The organism is Tsuneonella aeria (assembly GCF_009827495.1).
GTDB lineage: Bacteria > Pseudomonadota > Alphaproteobacteria > Sphingomonadales > Sphingomonadaceae > Tsuneonella > Tsuneonella aeria.
In genome coordinates this window covers 106,899-123,691 of the sequence record NZ_WTZA01000002.1, presented here as the reverse complement: position 1 = coordinate 123,691, position 16,793 = coordinate 106,899, and the positions used below count along the sequence as shown (strand labels likewise).

Sequence of the window (16,793 nt, the reverse complement as noted above, 5' to 3'; positions counted from 1 at the left end):
CCGTCAGGACGAAGCCGCGCTGCCAAAGCCCTTGCGCGTCATCGTTCCCCAACTTTGCTGTTTGCGGACGAATTGCCACCAGCCCTGGAGTCGCCAGAAGTTGGACAGCTGGCGATAGCCGAAATTCTCCACCACCGCCACGAACGTCAATACCGCAAGATCCCGTGCGCGGGGGAAGCGCCGGAGCTGTACCTCCTCGAGGATGAGCGTCGCCACGCTCACGAACACCCCGAAAGTGAACGTAACAGCGAGGAAGGCCAGCAGCCAAGGTAGGGCGAGCAATCCCAGCGCGTACAGCAGCGGCACGAGCAGATAGCCGAAGACCTCGATAAGGGGGCCCACGACGTCGACCAGCAGGATTTGCCCGAAGCCGAGAAACCCGATCCGCCCATAGCGCGGGTTGAAAGCCATAGACTTGTGTTTCGCGAAACATTCGAGGGCACCGCGCTGCCAGCGGCTGCGCTGACGCCCCAAGACTTTTGCGTCCTCAGGGCATTCGGTCCAGCAGACCGGCTCGGCGATGAAGTCGATCCGGTAGGGACGCTTCAAGTCTCGCATGTGTCGGTGGAGCTTGAGGACGAGTTCCATGTCCTCGCCTACCGTGCCGTGGCTATAGCCCCCGACTTCCACGACCTCCTGGCGTCGAAACAGGCCAAACGCGCCGGAAATCACGGTAAGCACCTGCATCTTGCCGAGCGCCAACCGCGCCATCAGGAACGCGCGCAGGTATTCCATGATCTGCACAAGGGCGAGGAAGTTTCTAGGCAAGTGGATTCGCACCACTCTGCCGGAATCGATGATGCAGCCATTCGCGATGCGGATTGTCCCCCCCGCGGCTATGGTAAGATTGGGATCGTCGATGAACGGACGCACCACGCGCAACAGTGCATCGGTTTCGAGGATCGAATCGGCGTCGATCGCGCAGAACAGCGGCGTGCGACAACAGTTGATCCCGGCGTTCAGGGCATCCGCTTTGCCGCCGTTTTGCTTGTCGATGACGAGCAGGCGGGGAAGCGCGGGATTGGCGTAGAACCCGCGGATGTTCGCGTGCTCCAGCCGGTCATCGATGTACCGCTCGACACGCTGCAACCCGAACGCGTCGATCACCCTTGCGAGCGTCCCGTCCTTTGAGCCATCGTTTATGAGCAACACCTCGAAGTGCGGATAGTGCAGCGCAAGGAGTGAGCGCACACTCTCCACGACCGTCAGCTCCTCATTAAAGGCAGGGGCGAGCAGGGAGATCGGCGGGGCTTGGTCGGAATAGCGGCGCCAGAGCGTGGCACCCCGTGGCACCGGCGGGCGGGTTGAAAGGGCGATCGCGGCAAAAAGCAGCTGAAAGACATAGAAGCCGACCTGCAACAGGCCGGTCACGATAACGACCACGGCAACCGCCTCGGCCGAAGCGACTATCCAGCCGCCGGTAAACGTCTGATCCAACGAGATCACGCGCTGCGTCGCTCGGCCAGGGTTGCCTTGGCGGCCACCCGCGCAACGGGGTCAGCTCCGCTCGCTACCTGATGTAGTGCCTGGTGGCCGTCCGTGCCGAGCCGACAAAGCGCCTCGCCGGCGCGGAATCGCACCCACCACTCGTGGTCGCCGAGCAGTTCGGCCAGACGTGGAATGGCTACTCTCAGTATGGCGCGGCCAGCTGCTTCCACCGCCGCCGCGCGGACCTGCCATGCGTTGTCTTGTAGTCCGTCAAGAATTGCATCGTGTCCTGCCGGATGTCCCAGCCGGCCGAGCGCCCTGATAATGCGCGGGCGCAATTCCCGGTCGTCCTCAGCCGCTTCGGCCATCCATTCAACGAGGGGCGCGTGGTCGACAGCCCCGCTTTCAGCCAGCGCCTCGGTCGCCGCCAGCTTCACGGCGTCCGGCAGATCGAGATCGTAAAGGAGGGCCTCGACTGCGTGTGGATCGGATTTGACTAGATCGCGCATCAAGGAGATCGCCAGCATTGAGTTCTCGCTCGTGCCGATTCCCAGCTGGCGGATCAAAGTGCCGACGGCAGGTGCACGGCCTTCCTGTGCCAATGCTAGTGCGGCGCCGAGCCGAACATCGGGCACAGGATCAGCGAGAGCTACGCGCGTAACGTCTCCACAATAACTTGGGAACATCGCAAGCCCTTCCGCCGCAATTAGCCTGTCCTGCGCAACCCGCGATCGCAGTCGGCGCGCAAGTTCTTCTCCCGCACCGGCAGAAGTCGCCGCCTGCAGGAGCGTCTCGCGATCGGACCCGCGAACGATCTCCGCCAGCTCAAGTGTCAGGTTTGCCGCCACGTTTCTCGCCAGCCGCGACGGGCGCACATCGGGCGCGTCTCCTCGCATCAGCGCGGGCAGTAGGATCTTGCGCAAGTCCTCGCGCCGGCGGCTACGCCGCTCGCCCACGAGGCGCGCCGCGAGCAAACCTGCGACGCCAAGCAACGCGATAAGGCAAAGCAGGAGCGAAAGCTCCCACAGTGAAACCAGGGTGGTCAAAAGCGCGCTCTCAGCCCCAGGCGCACTTCGGAACGGTCTGGTCCGGAATTACGCCATTCGCGTGAAAGCGAGCCGGTGAGCGAAAACCGGTGTCCGACGGGCGCCTCGAGGCCGCCGAATGCGCTAGTGACCCGTGTGACGACGCCGAGATCCGTGTCGGGCCCATTGGCAACGCCGCCGAACAGTCGCCAGTTTTCCTTCGGCACGTAATCTCCCCGCACGAGCCCGCCGACCTCCACTGGCCCCCCGTCGACTAAGCTCGCGATTCCGCGAAGTGTGATCCACGCGTTGCCGCCCCTAAGGTACTGCACGACCCCCGGATTGATCATGACAACGTCCTGCAGCGGGAAGCGCTGATACGCCGCGTCGAAAGTCAGCACAGTAGCCGCGCCGCGTGAGAGCCGCAGGTCGAAACCGCCGCCGAGTTCGATCTCGGGCCTGAAGTCTGCCTTGGGCGTGCCGCCAGCGAAGATGCGTAACCACAGGTCATCCGAAGGATGAAAGCCTGTTCGCACGACCAGTTCGACATCGTCGCGCCCAAAGCGGCGAAAATAGGCCGCGCGTCCGCCGAGCGTGGCCCGCGTCCCCGCGGGCACTTCGACATCGACCGCGACTTCGCGCCAGTTCGATGCTGGCCCCTGAAGGTCGCTTAAGGCGCCTTCTATGAGTAGCGAGGGCCCGGCGGGTGCTACCGGCACCGCGCGGCGCGCAGCCACCGCGGCAAGTCCCTCGCGTGCATCGACATAGTCGGGTGCTTGCGCGAGGACATTCCTGAACCCTGCTTCCGCCGCATCAAGGTTTCCCAGCGCCAAGTCAGTCAGTGCGAGCTGCAGTTGCGCGTCGACATCCTCGGGATGCTGTTGCAGCCAGGATTTGAGCATGATGCGCGCCTCGGTGGGACGGCCCGCCAAGCGAGCCGCGACACCTGCTTCATATCCCGCCTGCTCCTGGGCGTTCGCGGAAGCAGCCATCGCTCCAAGTGCGAGCGCGACGATGGACGCGAAGATCTTGTTCAAGCTCTTCTTCCTGCGAGCAGTTTTGAAAGTCGAATCAGCAGCTCCTCGGGGAGAAACGGCTTCACGAGGTAGTCGTCAGCCCCTTGTTCCAACGCACTGACTACGTCGGCCTCACCACGTCGTGCGCTAAGCATGATGACGGGTGTCGAAGCGTGCTCCGCACTGGTACGCATTCGGCGCAGCACCTCGGACCCGTCGTAGACCGGCATCATCATGTCTAGCACCACGGCATCCGGCTTCAGTTCTTCGAGCTTCGCGAGCGTCTCCCGGCCGTCCTGGGCAATCGCGGTGCGGTACCCGCGAGCGCCGAGGCGAAACTCCAGCAGTTCGGTCAGCAGCGGCTCGTCGTCGGCTATCAGTATCAGGGGCAATGCGGTCATCGGCGGGGTACTGTGGCAATCGTTCCTGCTGGGTCAATACGCTTACAATCTCCAATCACTGAGTTTGCTCCATGTGCCGGAGTTCTCAGCCAAAGTCCGGTGGATCCTTTTTGAGCTGCTCGCTCCTGTCTGACCAGAGACTGCTTTCGGAGATGTGCCAAGCGTGCGGGAATGGCTGAGAACAGGGGCGCAAGGGCGCCATCAGCTCTGTCGCTAGCGAACGGCGGCTTTCGGAAAAGTCTCAAGCGAACTCGAACGACCGGGATTGGGCGCATAGCGGCCGGTCGCTTGGGTCTGTCTCACCGTCTGCAACGGTTCAAAAGCCGATATTCGGTTCTAGCATTTAAGCGAGACGAAGGCATTCAGTCTGCAACCGGCCCGGAAGTGGAAGCAGTTTAGCGCACAAGCGCGCGACGGTACCCGGCGGCTTGAGCTTGGGCTTCACTGCAGAAAATCTCCTCTGCACGCGTCGCCTCATAGTAGGGCATCCCCGGGACATGATAGATCCACTGACCTTTGCGGTTGCGATTACCCTTGATCGCACAGCGGCCCATCACGGGTGGCGCTTGAGCAACACGCGACGAGCGAGACTGCACGCCCACGACCGGCGCCACTTGGGCCGTGGATGCTACCGTTAGCCGATAGTCTTGGGGTAGGACGAAGCTGGAGCTCCAGATGCCGGCGCGGCCCGCCTTAGCGCGTACCTCGTCTGCAACGTAGTCGCTGCTGTAGTTGCGGAAAGCCACCGCCCAACCTGCGGCTACCATTGTCCGGTTGAGTTCCATCGCTCGTGCTGAGCAAACGGCAACGCTGCGGCCGTAGTTATCGAGCCCCCGCACCAAACAAGCAACCTGCTGCCCTTCAACAAGCGAGCGCAGCTGCCGCGCAGATGCCTCACCACATGCCCAACTCGCGCCTTGCCGAGTGCACTGCTGACTAATCTCAGGCGCATCGATCCCAAATAGGCGGACCTTGGTGTCACCGATCCTCAATGTATCGCCGTCGACCACCTGAGCTGTGCCGGTTACCGGCGCCGGGCCGGTGGCTGCAAGAACGGTCGCGAGCAGAAGAAGGAAAGGTGCGCGGGTCATCTGGTCGAGACTAAACGTAAAACATTGAAGCCGGCTTTACACAGCTATCGGCGATCACTGGAGCAGATTGCGTTTCTGCTGATGATTAGCCAATGCTCGGTCTCATGTACGGAGTAGATCATGCGCCTCGATGAAGAGAGGCGGCTCCGTGTCGAGGCTTGGATCCTTGGTGGGTTGATGCTGATCGCCGCGGTGCAGGCACTAGCTTGGCTGCTCAAATGACACGTGATCAGAAGCTCTGGGCCATCGCCCTCTGGCTCGAAAGAACGCATGGTGACGAAAGTCCGGCTCACATCGCACAGGAAGTTGCGCGGTTGGCAAAAGCGGGTGACCTGCCCGGAGTGGCGATGTGGAGGCAGGTTGCGGAACGGTACAATCAGCTTCGACAGACCACCTCTATCAACTAAGCTCTTTCCTACATGGAACATTGTGTGAACATATAGCTGCCCGTCGAGACGATTTGAGAGGCTCAGCTATGTACCTTGATCCCCAGATGGTGTTCGCCATCGCAACCCTCTGCACTGCTCTGTCGACCCTTGTCTGGTCCTTCCGCCGTAAGAAGTAGCTGATGGGCGAGCGTTGGTTGAGGTGAGCCACCCGTCATGCTCGGCTCGAGTCCTACTACCGTCTTCGAACCCTGTGGGATCGTTTCCCAGAAGAGGACTCGGTTTCGTCAACTAAAAGTCTGAATATTCTCACTAATTCGGGTCCAAATTTTGATGAAGCCCCGACAGTGGCCCCATTGCCCTAAAGGTGAATAGGGTGCGAGTCCCGTATCGCCAAAACCCTCTGCCGAATCGATCGGACGGATGACTGCTTTGCGCCCAGTTTCGGACATTGGGACTTTCCTCGAGTTCGCGTGAAAGCGGACCTTCAGCAGCGCTCCGGCAATGAGTTCCTCTGACCGATCATGGCAGGAAAGCAGCTTATCTCAGTCGCAAGCCCGAAGGTCTTGGTTCATTTATTCTGGCGCCCCGCCCACAGCCTGATAGAGCCCGACCAGCGCGGTCAGTTCATCGGCCCTGGTCTGCACCAGCGACAGCTCAACGCCCAGCAAAGCACGCTGTGCATCGACCTGCTCGATGTAGGGTGTGTAGCCGGCACGATAGCGGTTGCGCGCATGGCGCAATGCATCGGCCACGGCCACCTGCTGGGCCTCGAGTGCAGTTTCCTGCTCTTTCAGATTTGCCAGCACCGCCATGCGATCCTCTACTTCGCGAAAAGCGTTGAGGACGGCTGAGCGGTAGGCCCAGGCCGCCTGGTCCCGTTGCGCTGTCGCACCATCGAGCTGTGCCTGGAGCTTCCCGCCCTGGAAGATCGGAGCAAGGATGCTGCCGCCCAGCGACCAGACGCTGACGGGATCGGCAAGCAGGTCGGAAAGCGCCACACCAGCCGCTGCCCCGAGGTCGATGGAGGGCATGAAATCGGCGCGGGCCACGCGCATTTGCGCATCTGCCGCCGCAATGCGGTACTCCGCTGCAGCGACATCCGGACGGCGGCGCAGCAGCTCTGATGGAAGGATCGCAGGTGCGGGCGGCTGGCGCAGGTCCGCCAGCGTCCCGCCCCGCTCGATGGTGCCCGGCAACTCGCCGGTCAGTACTGAGAGAGCGTTTTCCTGCCGCGCGATCTGCGCTTTGAGTTGCGGGACGAGCTGTGCGGTGGCCTGATACTCGGCTTCGGCCTGCCTGAGGGGTAGCTGGGAGGTGTAGCCGACTTCGGCCCGGTCGCGGGCGAACTTCACCGCCTCCCGCCGTGCAGCCAGCGTTTCCTCGAGCACGGAGAGCCGCTTGTCTAGCGCCAGCAGGGTGATGTAGCCGCTGGCGGTTGCCGCGCTTACCGATAGCCGCGCCGCTTCCGCGCCTGCAGCGCTTGCGGCAACGCCAGCCTCGGCCGCATCGACGCGGGCGGCATTCTTGCCGAAGAGATCGAGTTCGTAGGAAGCACGGAATGCAGGCTGTGCGGCAACGGAGGTCTGCGGCTGGCCGAAAGGCGAAACCTCGCGCCGGACGCCGCCCTCGACGCCTGCGCCAACTGCGGGAAGCAGGAAGCCGCGCGAGGCCAGCTCGGTCGCGCGCGCCTCTTCGACCCGAGCCGCGGCAATCTGCACGTCGGGATTGTTGAGCCGGGCCTGTTCGACAAGCCGCGAAAGCTGCGGGTCACCGAAGGCGTGCCACCAGTCCCTTTCAACAGGAGCGGTCACCTCGAGACTGGTTCGCCACCCGGTCGCCGGGGCAACCGCCGCGCTAAGCGGGGCTTCCTGCAACGCAGGCGCGCAGGCCGAGAGAGCAAGGGCGCAAGTCGCCAGGACGGCAAGTGATCGACTCGTCATCATCAGTCTTCCGTATGTACAGTGGCGACGACCGACATGCCCGGTCCGAGCCGCTGCGCGGCGTCCTGTCCCTTGTCGAGCACGATGCGCACCGCGATGCGCTGCGGCACCTTGACGAAATTGCCCGCGCCCGTGTCGGGCTTCACCAGGCTGAATTCACTGCTGGCCGCTGGAGCGATGCTCTGCACGCGGCCGGTGAGTTCAAGCCCGCCCAGCGCATCGATCTCGAGCGTGGCGCTTTGGCCGACGGCCATGTTCGCGGTCTGCGTTTCCTTGAAATTCGCGACCACCCACAGATCGTCGGGCACGATATACATGAGCTGGGTCCCGGCAGTCACCAGCTGGCCGACGCGCGCGCTGACCTCGCTCAGCCTTCCGGCGCGCGGCGCGCGGATCTCGGTACGCGACAGCTCGAATTTTGCGAGGCCTTTTGAAGCCTCTGCTCCGGCGACCTGTGCTTCGAGTGCGCCACGCCCGACGGTGACCGAGCGTACGTTTTCCGCCGCAATGGCGCGCTGCGCTTGCGCCTGCCTCACACCCGCGTGCGCCTGTTGCAGCGCTGCGCGGGCCTGGTCGCGTTCACGCAGAGAAACCGAGCCTTCGCCGACCAGGTCGGCAATGCGGTTCATGTCCGCCTGCGCTTGCTGCAATCCTGCGCGGGCCGCAGCGACGGCGGCATCCTGCGCTTCGAGCTGCGCCTGCGCCGAGCGCAGGCTTTGCGCGCTGTTAGCCAGCGTGGCTTGCTGCGCTGCCGTGTTGGCTTCGCCTTGCTGCAGCTTTTGCTGGTAAGGCGCATCGTCGATCCGGGCGAGCAGTTCGCCCCTCTCCACGCGCTGGAAGTCCGCCACCGGCACCTCGACGAGGTAGCCTGCCACCTGCGGGCTGACGACCGTGGTGCGCCCGCGCACATAGGCGTTGTTGGTCGTCTCGTCGCCTCCGGCGAAAGGTGGCAGGTCCCATGCGAACAGCGCCACGAGCGCGCCGATCAGGATCGCTCCCACCGCAACCACGATCCGGCGGCGCGAGGTATTGGGCGACCACCCGGTCTCCTGCTCGGGGGTGGGCGCGTCTTCAGTCATGGTTTCAGGTTGGGTTTCGGAAGGGTTCGGATCGGTCATTGTCTGGTCCTTGCGAGCATGGCCTCCATGAAGGCCAGTTCCTTTGCGAGCGGATTACGCCCGTGGATCTTGTTGATGAGCCACGGCACGAAGACGACTGCGAAAGTCACCGCCGACAGCGTACCGATGAGAAAGAACACGTCGTTGAAAGCGAGCACGGCGGCCTCGCGGCCGACTTCCTGCGAGACACTCGCGGCCGCGGCCTGCTGCTGGAGGGCGGGATCGCCTTGGAGCGGTGCTGCGCGCTGTGCGGCATTGCTGAGAGCCCGGCCCAGCTGCTGGTTGGCGAGAGTGAGCGTGCTTCCGGCGTCGATGAGATGCGTTTTCAGGCGCACGGTATGGAAGGCGGACAGCAGGGAGATGCCAGCCAGGCCGCCGATCGATTGCGAGAGCGAGAATATAGCGATGAAGCTGATGACATAGCTCTGGCCCGCCGCAAGCGCGCGCAGCATGCCCTCCATCATGATCGGTCCCATGGCGAAGACCGCAGCGAAAGCGATCGCGGCTTGCGTGAGGTAGAGGTCCTGCGGCTGCGTCATTACCCCCGTGCGCGTATCGGCAAAGGCGGCGATGCAGATGACGAGGATCGCAAAGAGCACGGGCCGGGTCAGGTCCTTAGGGTCCAGCCGCACGACCGACAGCGCCATGCCGCCGAATGTCGCCCCGGCAAGCACCCAGAAATAGCTGGTCAGCTGCTCGTTGCCGTAGCCCAGCGCGGTGAACATCCCGCTCGCCCCGAACCCCTGTTCGGCAACGAGGATGCGCACGGTCGCCCCGATCAGCGCGAGCGCGAGGATCGAGCGGCTCGACAGCCAGCTGAGATCGAGCATGGGGCTCTTGCGGTTGGCCTCGATCAGGAAGCACCCGCCCAGCGCGAGGATGCTGGCGGCCAGCGCGTAACCGAGCCATGGCGTGTCCCACCACTGGATGCGGCCCTGGATCAGGAAAGCGCAAAATGCTGCAATCCCGATGATGAAGAGCGCAATGCTTGGGATGTCGAGCTTCTCGAAGGTCTGCTTGCGGATACCCGGCGGGAGCCGCAGCAGGATCACCATGCCTAGGCCCAGTAGCGACAGGGCGAACTGGAACTGGAAGACATTTGTCATGTCGCCATCGACTAGCAGAGCCGGCGACACTGCCCGAGCAAGCGGGAATGACACCTGTATCATACCCAGCGAGATAACCAGTCCGCCCACGCGCATCGCGGCCGGAAGACCCTGCATAAGGTAGTAGATCGCCAGCGCCGACAGCCCGCTGGCGGTGATGCCCGCGACCGCGCGCGCGGCAAGTTCGGGATAGTATCCGGGGCCGATCATCTGGACGAAATTGGCGGCGACCAGCCCAGCCATGGCCCAGCGCACGAACGGCTGAATGCCGAATTCCTGCCGCACGCGGAACAGCAGCATGCTCATCGTGGCGTAGGTCGAATAGAACGCCACCGTCAGCCAACCTGCCTCGACCGGCGTCAGGGCGAATTCGGCCTGGAGGAACGGTGCGTTGGCGAGCAGGAAACCGTTCTGCGCGCCGCCCACCAGCGCCATGAAGACACCGATGGCGAGATAGGCCGCGCGGCGCGCCGGAGGGTGGTCGGGATTGGCGGGAGAGCCGGGGAGGATCGGCATCTCGTGCTGCTTGAACCGATAGCCGTCCACAGTGTCGATGAGGGTACCGCGTTCGGTCACGGCATCAGCGCTCCCGCGACGAGCACCTCTTCGAGCGCGGCTGCAAACTGCGCATCGTCTTCCATGCCGCCGACAAGTTTGGCAAGGCGTTCGCGCCGGGCGACGGTGCTGGCGGCGGAATAGATGAAATTCGCTACCCGGAACTCGAGGTGCGCCGGAGTCTTATCACGCTCCTCCGCTGCGGCTTGCGCCAATTCGATGAAATGGCGGTGCAGCGGCAGCGAGAGCGTCTCGAGCAGCCATTTCGAGCGATCGCGATCGATCGTTATGTCACGCAGCAGCAGGCGCGGGACCTCTGGTCGATCGAGAAGATAAGTGAGGAAGGCATGTGCCGAATGCTCCAGCCGTTTTTGCGCGCCCGTTGCCTCGCTATCGCCCAGGGCTCGTTCGAGCGCCTCGCGCAAGGCCGCACCCGCCTGCCAAACGATATCGTTCCACAAGCCCTGCTTGCCGCCGAATCGATAGGAAATCAGCGCGACGTCGACCCCGGCATCGCCGGCGATCTCCCGCAGCGAGGTGGCGTCGAAACCCTGCGCGGCAAAACGCTGCAGCGCGGCGCGCGAAATTGCCGCACTGGTGTCGCTATCGTTTTCTCTGGGGCGTCCACGCCCGCGTCGTTCGGTCATTCACCGCTCCTTGTGCGCTGCAACATAAAGCACCGTGTTTCGGTATTCAATGGCCGTTGAATAAATCGACTGGACTGGCTGGCGACCGCGTGGAGCGACCCGTTATCGATGGCTAAGCCCTGTCTCGCGAACGGTTTTGTCGGAGCGCGAAAATTGCAGTTTTAGATCGAACCGCTGCTGGCGTCTTCCCATCACAAAGTCCGGGCAGATTGCGACGGGCGCTATTCTCTCGGCAGAAGGACTAGGCACATGAACGTCCTCATGGTTCTCATCAGCCACGACGAACTGGGAGATATCGGTAAGAAAACAGGCTTCCAGCTAGAGGAATGCAGCGCCCTGTAATGTGCTCAAGGATGCCGGCCACGACATTGCGCCGGCGAGCCAGGCTGGCGGGCAGCCCCCGCTGGACCCCAAGTCCGACGACCCCGATGCGAAGACCGATAAGACCAAGCGGTTCAAGGGCGACGAAGGGGCACAGGCGCACCTCGCCTTGACCCACAAATCGGTCGATGGTGACATTTCGAAATTCGGCAGCGTGCCCTATCCCGGAGGCCACGGCCCGTTGTGGGACCTGGCGCAAGGTGCGGATTCTAGGGCGGCCAGCGAAGGTGCGCTCTCTGCGGGAAAGCCGGTAGCGCTCATCAGCCATGCGCCTGCCGTGCTTGTGAACGCGATGTCGCCGACAGGCGCTCCGATCGTGAAGGGCCGCAAGGTCACCAGCTTCACGAACGAGGAAGAGAAAGCGGTCGGCCTGACCGATGTCGTGCCATTCCTGCTCGAAGACGTGCTGAAGGAACAGGGCGGCGACTTTTCCGAGGGCGGCGTGTTCGAACCGCATGTAGTGCAGGACGGATTACTGATCACCGGCCAGACCCCCCCGTCGAGCGAAGCGGCCGCCGAAAAGCTGCTCGAAGTTCTCGCCGGCGCGGAATGATCTACCCGGCTATGGGCGGCTATGAATTCGACGTTTGCCAAATGTCTGTTTCGACGGCCCACAGCCTCAGAAGCGGACGGTCCGCTACCGGCCCACTTTCTGCCGGTCCGCAAAGCGCCCTCATGTCGGACGTTCAGGCTCTAACAAACGATCCCTGAAAGCCAACAGGTAGCTTGCTCAAGTTATGCGCACCGCTGATGTTAGATATGGTTGGCATTGCGTTGTTCCTGGCACAACCGGCGCTATTTATCCATGATGAGACAAACGTTGACGAAGCCAATGTCATATGCGCGTCCGTGGATAGTGGTTCTGATCATCATGAACGTCTTTCTTCTCGCCGCCTCCGCAGCCCTCTTGATCAACCAATCCGCCCCGTTGGCCGAACCCCGCGTCGTCACTGCGCGGGGCGATCTTGGCGCGGATGAACGTTCTACAATCGATTTGTTTCGCAATGCGCGCGATTCAGTGGTGTTCATTTCCACCCGGCAGCGGGTGGCCGATTTCTGGACACGCAATGTCTATAGCGTGCCGCGCGGATCGGGCTCGGGTCTCGTTTGGGACGAGGCAGGCCATATTGTCACAAATTTCCATGTCATCGAGGGCGCCTCCGAAGCGCAAATCCAGCTTGCCGACGGTCGCCAGTTTTCCGCCACGGTGGTCGGTGTTAGCCCACAACACGATCTTGCTGTCCTGAAAATAGGCGGTGCGGGCTTCACTGCGCCCGCGCGGGTGCCAATCGGGACAAGCAGCGACCTGCAGGTCGGACAGAATGTTTTCGCAATCGGAAACCCGTTCGGACTGGACTGGACCCTGACCAAGGGTATCGTTTCGGCGCTGGATCGTTCGCTGCCGAATGAAAACGGTCCCGACATCCGGCACCTCATCCAGACCGATGCCGCCATAAATCCCGGTAATTCGGGTGGTCCGCTGCTCGATTCCGCGGGCCGACTGATCGGGATCAATACAGCAATCTATAGTCCTTCCGGGGCATCGGCTGGGATCGGCTTTGCCGTGCCGGTCGATACGGTCATGCGCGTTGTGCCGCAGCTCATTTCCGAGGGGCGCTATACGCGGCCCAGCCTTGGCGTTGAAAGCGATGACGATATAAACGACCGGCTCAAGCGCGCCTCGGGGATCGAGGGCGTTTTTGTCCTGCGGGTCGATCCTGGGTCATCTGCAGAGCGCGCCGGTCTGGTTGCTGCCCAGCGCACAAGACGCGGGGTCGCTCCAGGGGACATCGTCACCGCTTTGAACGGCAAACCCGTTTCCAGAGTCGGCGATCTGCTAGCCCGGTTGGACGATTTTCGGGTCGGACAAAGCGTCGAACTTACGCTGATGCGCGGCGGCGAAGAGCGAACGGTTAGGCTCGAACTCGAACCGGGAAGCTGATGCAATAAGAAGGGCCAGTCCACTGGTAGGATCGGCCCTCACGGCTGCCATTAACCGGCGTTGATCGGGATCGTCTTGCGTCCCTTTGCCGCTTCTGCGGTGCGCGGAACCGTAACGGTCAGAACACCATTGCGGAAGGCCGCCTCGACCTTGTCCTCGTCGATCTGCGAGGGCAGGCCGATGCAACGCTCGAAGCGGCCATAGCTACGTTCGGAATAGCCGCGTTCCTCGTCGCTGGTTTCGGACTTCTTTTCGCCCCGGATCACCAGTTGGTGATCGTCCAGGCTGATTTCTATGTCCTTTTCCTCCATGCCCGGCAACTCGGCCGTGACACGAATTTCCTTGTCGTTCTCCGACAGCTCGACCCGCGGCCAGCCGAGGCTGCGCCCGATGGACGGCAGCGACGGCATGGAAAACCCGCGAAACATGTCGTCGAACAAGCGATTGATATCCCGATGAAGCGACATCACCGGATGATCGACCCGCTCCTCCTGCCGGGGAGCGATGTCTTGGCCCTGGCTTTTCCAGGGAATGAGATCGCGGATGGCCATCTCGACATTCCTCCTGTTTTCCGACTGGTTCAGGCAAGGCCCCGTCAAGCGGAGCAGGCGCGATTGCACCCACCCCGCCGAGGATTTGCCCGGTAATTGAGGCTTAGGCCGCCTTGTCTTCGGTCAGCTGCGGCGTGTCGTCATTGACATGATCGCGGCTTCCGATGGCGATCTTGCGCGGCTTGAGCGATTCCGGGACGATCCGCTGGAGCGAAATCGTCAACATGCCGTGCTCGTAGTCCGCATCGCGCACTTCGACATAGTCGGCCAGCTGGAACCGGCGCTCGAACGCGCGGGCAGCGATACCGCGGTGAACGAATTCGACACCGTCTTCGTCCTTCTCGCTCTTCTGTCCGGAGATGACGAGCTGGTTCTGCTGTGCAGTGATGTCGATTTCGTCCGGACGGAAGCCGGCCACCGCCAGGGTGATCCTGTAGCTGTCCTCGCCGGTGCGGACGATATCGAAGGGCGGGTAGCTATCCTGCGTCTCAGCGCGGAAGCTGTTCTCGAGCGCATCGAAGAGCCGGTCGAAACCGACCGTCGAGCGGCGATAGGGGGTCAAATCAAATGCAGTTCTCATTTCCAAATCCTCCTTGTTGAGCAATCTGGGCATGAGAGGCGCCGGGAACCAAGAGCCGACGCCCTCTGTCCAACCGGACCCGTTATGGCATCCGGTACTGACAAAATTAGGAAACGCGCAATTGGTTTCAAGACCCGATAAAAATTTTTTATCGTCTTTTTTTCAGTGCTTTGCAAGGAAAAACCAGGCACACCGATAGAGGTGCGCCTGGCCTTCTTCCAGGAGAGAATATGATTGAATGCAGTCTGTTTACGCGGTCAGCCGATCGCTGCTCCCGTGATCGGAAGTCCAGCTTTGCATCTGGTCCTTGAGCGCGAGTTTGAGCTTCTTCAGGCGTGCAATCAGAACTTCGTCAGGCCGGGGTCGTTTGCTTTCCAGCCGGATTTCGTCCTCCAGCCGCGCATGTTCGCGTGAAAGATAGTCCAGATACCTGTCGTTCATTATCTCCTCCTCTCTCATTCGACCGATTTTCCGATGTTGCCGCGTTTGAAGCCTGCCTCGCCCAGAACGGCGTGTGCAGGCGCCCGGGCAGCACTGCCGCCAGCGGTGTGCTTGAGGATGGGAGAGCGCGGGGTCACACCGCGCTCTCCTCATCGGATCAGAAGTCCATCGCCGGCATCGGAGCGGCCGTGTCGTCCTTGGGCAGTTCGGCCACCAGCGCCTCGGTGGTGATCAGCAGCGAGGCGACCGAAGCCGCATCCTGCAGCGCCGTGCGCACCACCTTCGCCGGATCGATGACACCCGACTTCACCAGGTCTTCATATTCGCCGGTCGCGGCGTTGAAGCCATGGTTGTAGTCGTCGCCTTCGAGCAGCTTGCCGACGATATAGGCGCCGTCCTCGCCCGCGTTTTCGGCGATCTGGCGAGCCGGGACGCGCAGCGCGCGGCGAACGATGTCGATACCCGACTGCTGGTCGTCATTGGCGGCTTTGAGGCCCTCCAGCGACTTGAGCGCGCGCAGCAGGGCGATACCGCCACCCGGCAGGATGCCTTCCTCGACAGCAGCACGGGTTGCGTGCAGCGCGTCGTCGACACGGTCCTTGCGCTCCTTGACCTCGACTTCGGTCGCACCGCCGACGCGGATGACGGCAACGCCGCCAGCCAACTTGGCCACGCGTTCCTGCAGCTTTTCACGGTCATAGTCGCTGGTTGTGGTCTCGATCTGGGCGCGGATCTGGCTGACCCGGGCGTCGATGTCGGCCCGGTTGCCCGCGCCATCGACGATGGTGGTGTTGTCCTTATCGATGATGACCTTCTTGGCCCGGCCGAGCATGCCGATCGTGACATTTTCCAGCTTGGTGCCGAGTTCCTCGCTGACCACGTTGCCGGCGGTGAGGATGGCAATATCCTCCAGCATGGCCTTGCGGCGATCGCCGAAGCCCGGTGCCTTGACCGCCGCGACTTTGAGGCCGCCACGAAGCTTGTTGACCACAAGGGTTGCCAGGGCTTCGCCTTCGACATCCTCGGCGATGATCAGCAACGGCTTGCCCGACTGCACGACCTGTTCGAGCAGCGGAATCATGGCCTGCAGGTTCGACAGCTTCTTCTCGTGGATGAGGATGTAGGGATCCTCGAGTTCCACCTTGAGCTTTTCGGCGTTGGTCACGAAATAGGGCGAGAGATAGCCGCGATCGAACTGCATGCCTTCGACCGTTTCGAGCTCGGTTTCGAGGCTCTTGGCTTCCTCGACCGTGATCACGCCTTCATTGCCGACCTTCTCCATCGCTTCGGCGAGGATGCGGCCGACCGTTTCGTCGCCATTGGCGGAAATCGTCGCGACCTGCGCGATTTCGCTGTTGGCGGACACCTTCTTGGCGTGGCTTTCGAGGTCCTTGACCACGGTGCCGACGGCGAGGTCGATACCGCGCTTCAGGTCCATCGGGTTCATGCCGGCGGCAACTGCCTTGGCACCTTCGCGCACAATAGCCTGGGCCAGAACGGTGGCCGTGGTCGTGCCGTCACCTGCCTTGTCGTTCTGCTTGCTGGCGACTTCGCGCAGCATCTGCGCGCCCATGTTCTCGAACTTGTCCTTGAGTTCGATTTCCTTGGCGACAGTAACGCCATCCTTGGTGATACGAGGGGCACCGAAGCTCTTCTCGATCACCACGTTGCGGCCCTTGGGGCCGAGAGTTACCTTGACCGCATTTGCAAGCGTATCTACGCCGCGGAGCATGCGATCACGCGCGTCCGACGCAAATTTTACTTCTTTCGCAGCCATCTGGCCTGCTCCTTTCTCTTCTTTCGATTGAACCGAAGATCGGGTTGGTTGCTTACGCCGCCTTCTTGAGCTCGGCGGTAACTTCGATGATGCCGAGGATGTCGCTCTCCTTCATGATGAGCAGATCCTCGCCATCGATCCGCACTTCAGTGCCGGACCACTTGCCGAACAGGATGCGGTCGCCCGCCTTGACGGCGAGTTTCACCAGCTTCCCGGCATCGTCACGCGCACCCGAGCCGACAGCGACGACTTCGCCTTCCATCGGCTTCTCCTTGGCGGTGTCAGGGATGATAATGCCGCCGGCCGTCTTCTCTTCGGCCTCGATGCGGCGAACCAGCACGCGATCGTGCAAAGGTCGGAAATGCATGCATAACCTCCATTACAAAGCGAAATGACTTACAGCGC

17 protein-coding genes are annotated in these 16,793 nt (G+C 62.3%); 3 read left to right on the top strand and 14 right to left on the bottom strand.

The genetic code is table 11. The features are described from left to right. Nucleotides 1-3: 3 nt before the first annotated feature. The 5 genes from GRI40_RS11075 to GRI40_RS11055 all read right to left on the bottom strand — a co-directional run bounded on the left by GRI40_RS11075 (nt 4) and on the right by GRI40_RS11055 (nt 4,961). On the bottom strand, nt 4-1,446 hold the full coding sequence (locus tag GRI40_RS11075; RefSeq protein ID WP_202390332.1) for a glycosyltransferase: 1,443 nt from the start codon (nt 1,444-1,446) through the stop codon (nt 4-6). Further along, nucleotides 1,443-2,474, bottom strand: coding sequence for a HEAT repeat domain-containing protein (locus GRI40_RS11070; protein ID WP_160611647.1), 1,032 nt, complete (start codon nt 2,472-2,474; stop codon nt 1,443-1,445). The genes GRI40_RS11075 and GRI40_RS11070 overlap by 4 nt, the downstream gene beginning before the upstream one ends. Further along, nucleotides 2,471-3,490, bottom strand: a complete 1,020-nt coding sequence (locus tag GRI40_RS11065; RefSeq protein WP_160611646.1) for a YaiO family outer membrane beta-barrel protein — start codon at nt 3,488-3,490, stop codon at nt 2,471-2,473. The genes GRI40_RS11070 and GRI40_RS11065 overlap by 4 nt, the downstream gene beginning before the upstream one ends. After that, a complete protein-coding gene (locus GRI40_RS11060) occupies nt 3,487-3,870 on the bottom strand; it encodes a response regulator transcription factor (protein ID WP_160611645.1) in 384 nt (127 codons plus the stop codon). The genes GRI40_RS11065 and GRI40_RS11060 overlap by 4 nt, the downstream gene beginning before the upstream one ends. Before the next feature lie 395 nt (nt 3,871-4,265). Next, on the bottom strand, nt 4,266-4,961 hold the full coding sequence (locus GRI40_RS11055; protein WP_160611644.1) for a thermonuclease family protein: 696 nt from the start codon (nt 4,959-4,961) through the stop codon (nt 4,266-4,268). A gap of 218 nt (nt 4,962-5,179) precedes the next feature. On the opposite strand from GRI40_RS11055, the gene GRI40_RS14145 reads away from it, so the two are divergent. Beyond that, the gene (locus tag GRI40_RS14145; RefSeq protein WP_420006877.1) at nt 5,180-5,368 is read left to right on the top strand and encodes a DUF6961 family protein; all 189 of its coding nucleotides are present in this window, start codon (nt 5,180-5,182) and stop codon (nt 5,366-5,368) included. 554 nt (nt 5,369-5,922) lie between these two features. Here the strand turns inward: GRI40_RS14145 and GRI40_RS11050 are convergent. From GRI40_RS11050 to GRI40_RS11035, 4 genes are read right to left on the bottom strand one after another with little or no spacing between them, the layout of a single operon-like run. Then, on the bottom strand, nt 5,923-7,290 hold the full coding sequence (locus GRI40_RS11050) for an efflux transporter outer membrane subunit (RefSeq protein WP_160611643.1): 1,368 nt from the start codon (nt 7,288-7,290) through the stop codon (nt 5,923-5,925). A gap of 2 nt (nt 7,291-7,292) precedes the next feature. Then, nucleotides 7,293-8,408, bottom strand: coding sequence for an HlyD family secretion protein (locus GRI40_RS11045; protein WP_160611642.1), 1,116 nt, complete (start codon nt 8,406-8,408; stop codon nt 7,293-7,295). Continuing rightward, nucleotides 8,405-10,090 (bottom strand): MFS transporter, encoded by a 1,686-nt coding sequence (locus GRI40_RS11040; RefSeq protein WP_160611641.1) that lies wholly within the window; start codon nt 10,088-10,090, stop codon nt 8,405-8,407. Before GRI40_RS11040 ends, GRI40_RS11045 begins: the two co-directional genes overlap by 4 nt. Then, on the bottom strand, nt 10,087-10,716 hold the full coding sequence (locus GRI40_RS11035; RefSeq protein ID WP_160611640.1) for a TetR family transcriptional regulator: 630 nt from the start codon (nt 10,714-10,716) through the stop codon (nt 10,087-10,089). The genes GRI40_RS11040 and GRI40_RS11035 overlap by 4 nt, the downstream gene beginning before the upstream one ends. Before the next feature lie 343 nt (nt 10,717-11,059). On the opposite strand from GRI40_RS11035, the gene GRI40_RS11030 reads away from it, so the two are divergent. Both GRI40_RS11030 and GRI40_RS11025 read left to right on the top strand, forming a co-directional pair. Beyond that, nucleotides 11,060-11,650 (top strand): type 1 glutamine amidotransferase domain-containing protein, encoded by a 591-nt coding sequence (locus GRI40_RS11030; RefSeq protein ID WP_420006876.1) that lies wholly within the window; start codon nt 11,060-11,062, stop codon nt 11,648-11,650. A 303-nt stretch (nt 11,651-11,953) separates the two neighbouring features. Further along, a complete protein-coding gene (locus tag GRI40_RS11025; RefSeq protein ID WP_474104390.1) occupies nt 11,954-13,039 on the top strand; it encodes a S1C family serine protease in 1,086 nt (361 codons plus the stop codon). Nucleotides 13,040-13,089: 50 nt separating this feature from the next. Here the strand turns inward: GRI40_RS11025 and GRI40_RS11020 are convergent, their stop codons facing one another. The 5 genes from GRI40_RS11020 to groES form a co-directional block, all read right to left on the bottom strand. Next, nucleotides 13,090-13,590, bottom strand: a complete 501-nt coding sequence (locus tag GRI40_RS11020; RefSeq protein WP_160611639.1) for an Hsp20/alpha crystallin family protein — start codon at nt 13,588-13,590, stop codon at nt 13,090-13,092. Nucleotides 13,591-13,693: 103 nt separating this feature from the next. Continuing rightward, entirely contained in the window at nt 13,694-14,170 is a 477-nt protein-coding gene (locus GRI40_RS11015; RefSeq protein WP_202390331.1) for an Hsp20 family protein, read from the bottom strand. A 249-nt stretch (nt 14,171-14,419) separates the two neighbouring features. Next, complete coding sequence (locus tag GRI40_RS11010) at nt 14,420-14,611, bottom strand: DUF465 domain-containing protein (protein ID WP_160611638.1); 192 nt, start codon at nt 14,609-14,611, stop codon at nt 14,420-14,422. A gap of 157 nt (nt 14,612-14,768) precedes the next feature. After that, a complete protein-coding gene (gene groL / locus GRI40_RS11005) occupies nt 14,769-16,388 on the bottom strand; it encodes a chaperonin GroEL (protein ID WP_160611637.1) in 1,620 nt (539 codons plus the stop codon). Between the two features lie 52 nt (nt 16,389-16,440). Further along, nucleotides 16,441-16,755 carry a co-chaperone GroES gene (gene groES / locus GRI40_RS11000; RefSeq protein WP_160611636.1) on the bottom strand — a complete coding sequence of 105 codons (315 nt, stop codon included), beginning with the start codon at nt 16,753-16,755 and terminating at the stop codon, nt 16,441-16,443. Nucleotides 16,756-16,793: the final 38 nt, after the last annotated feature.

Excerpts from the sequence above, each read along its gene's own strand:
- GRI40_RS11050 (WP_160611643.1), bottom strand. The coding sequence starts at position 7,290 with ATGACGAGTCGATCACTTGCCGTCCTGGCGACTTGCGCCCTTGCTCTC.
- GRI40_RS11055 (WP_160611644.1), bottom strand. The coding sequence starts at position 4,961 with ATGACCCGCGCACCTTTCCTTCTTCTGCTCGCGACCGTTCTTGCAGCC.
- GRI40_RS11060 (WP_160611645.1), bottom strand. The coding sequence starts at position 3,870 with ATGACCGCATTGCCCCTGATACTGATAGCCGACGACGAGCCGCTGCTG.
- groES (WP_160611636.1), bottom strand. The coding sequence starts at position 16,755 with ATGCATTTCCGACCTTTGCACGATCGCGTGCTGGTTCGCCGCATCGAG.
- GRI40_RS11010 (WP_160611638.1), bottom strand. The coding sequence starts at position 14,611 with ATGAACGACAGGTATCTGGACTATCTTTCACGCGAACATGCGCGGCTG.
- GRI40_RS11045 (WP_160611642.1), bottom strand. The coding sequence starts at position 8,408 with ATGACCGATCCGAACCCTTCCGAAACCCAACCTGAAACCATGACTGAA.
- GRI40_RS14145 (WP_420006877.1), top strand. The coding sequence starts at position 5,180 with ATGACACGTGATCAGAAGCTCTGGGCCATCGCCCTCTGGCTCGAAAGA.
- groL (WP_160611637.1), bottom strand. The coding sequence starts at position 16,388 with ATGGCTGCGAAAGAAGTAAAATTTGCGTCGGACGCGCGTGATCGCATG.
- GRI40_RS11035 (WP_160611640.1), bottom strand. The coding sequence starts at position 10,716 with ATGACCGAACGACGCGGGCGTGGACGCCCCAGAGAAAACGATAGCGAC.
- GRI40_RS11020 (WP_160611639.1), bottom strand. The coding sequence starts at position 13,590 with ATGGCCATCCGCGATCTCATTCCCTGGAAAAGCCAGGGCCAAGACATC.
- GRI40_RS11015 (WP_202390331.1), bottom strand. The coding sequence starts at position 14,170 with ATGAGAACTGCATTTGATTTGACCCCCTATCGCCGCTCGACGGTCGGT.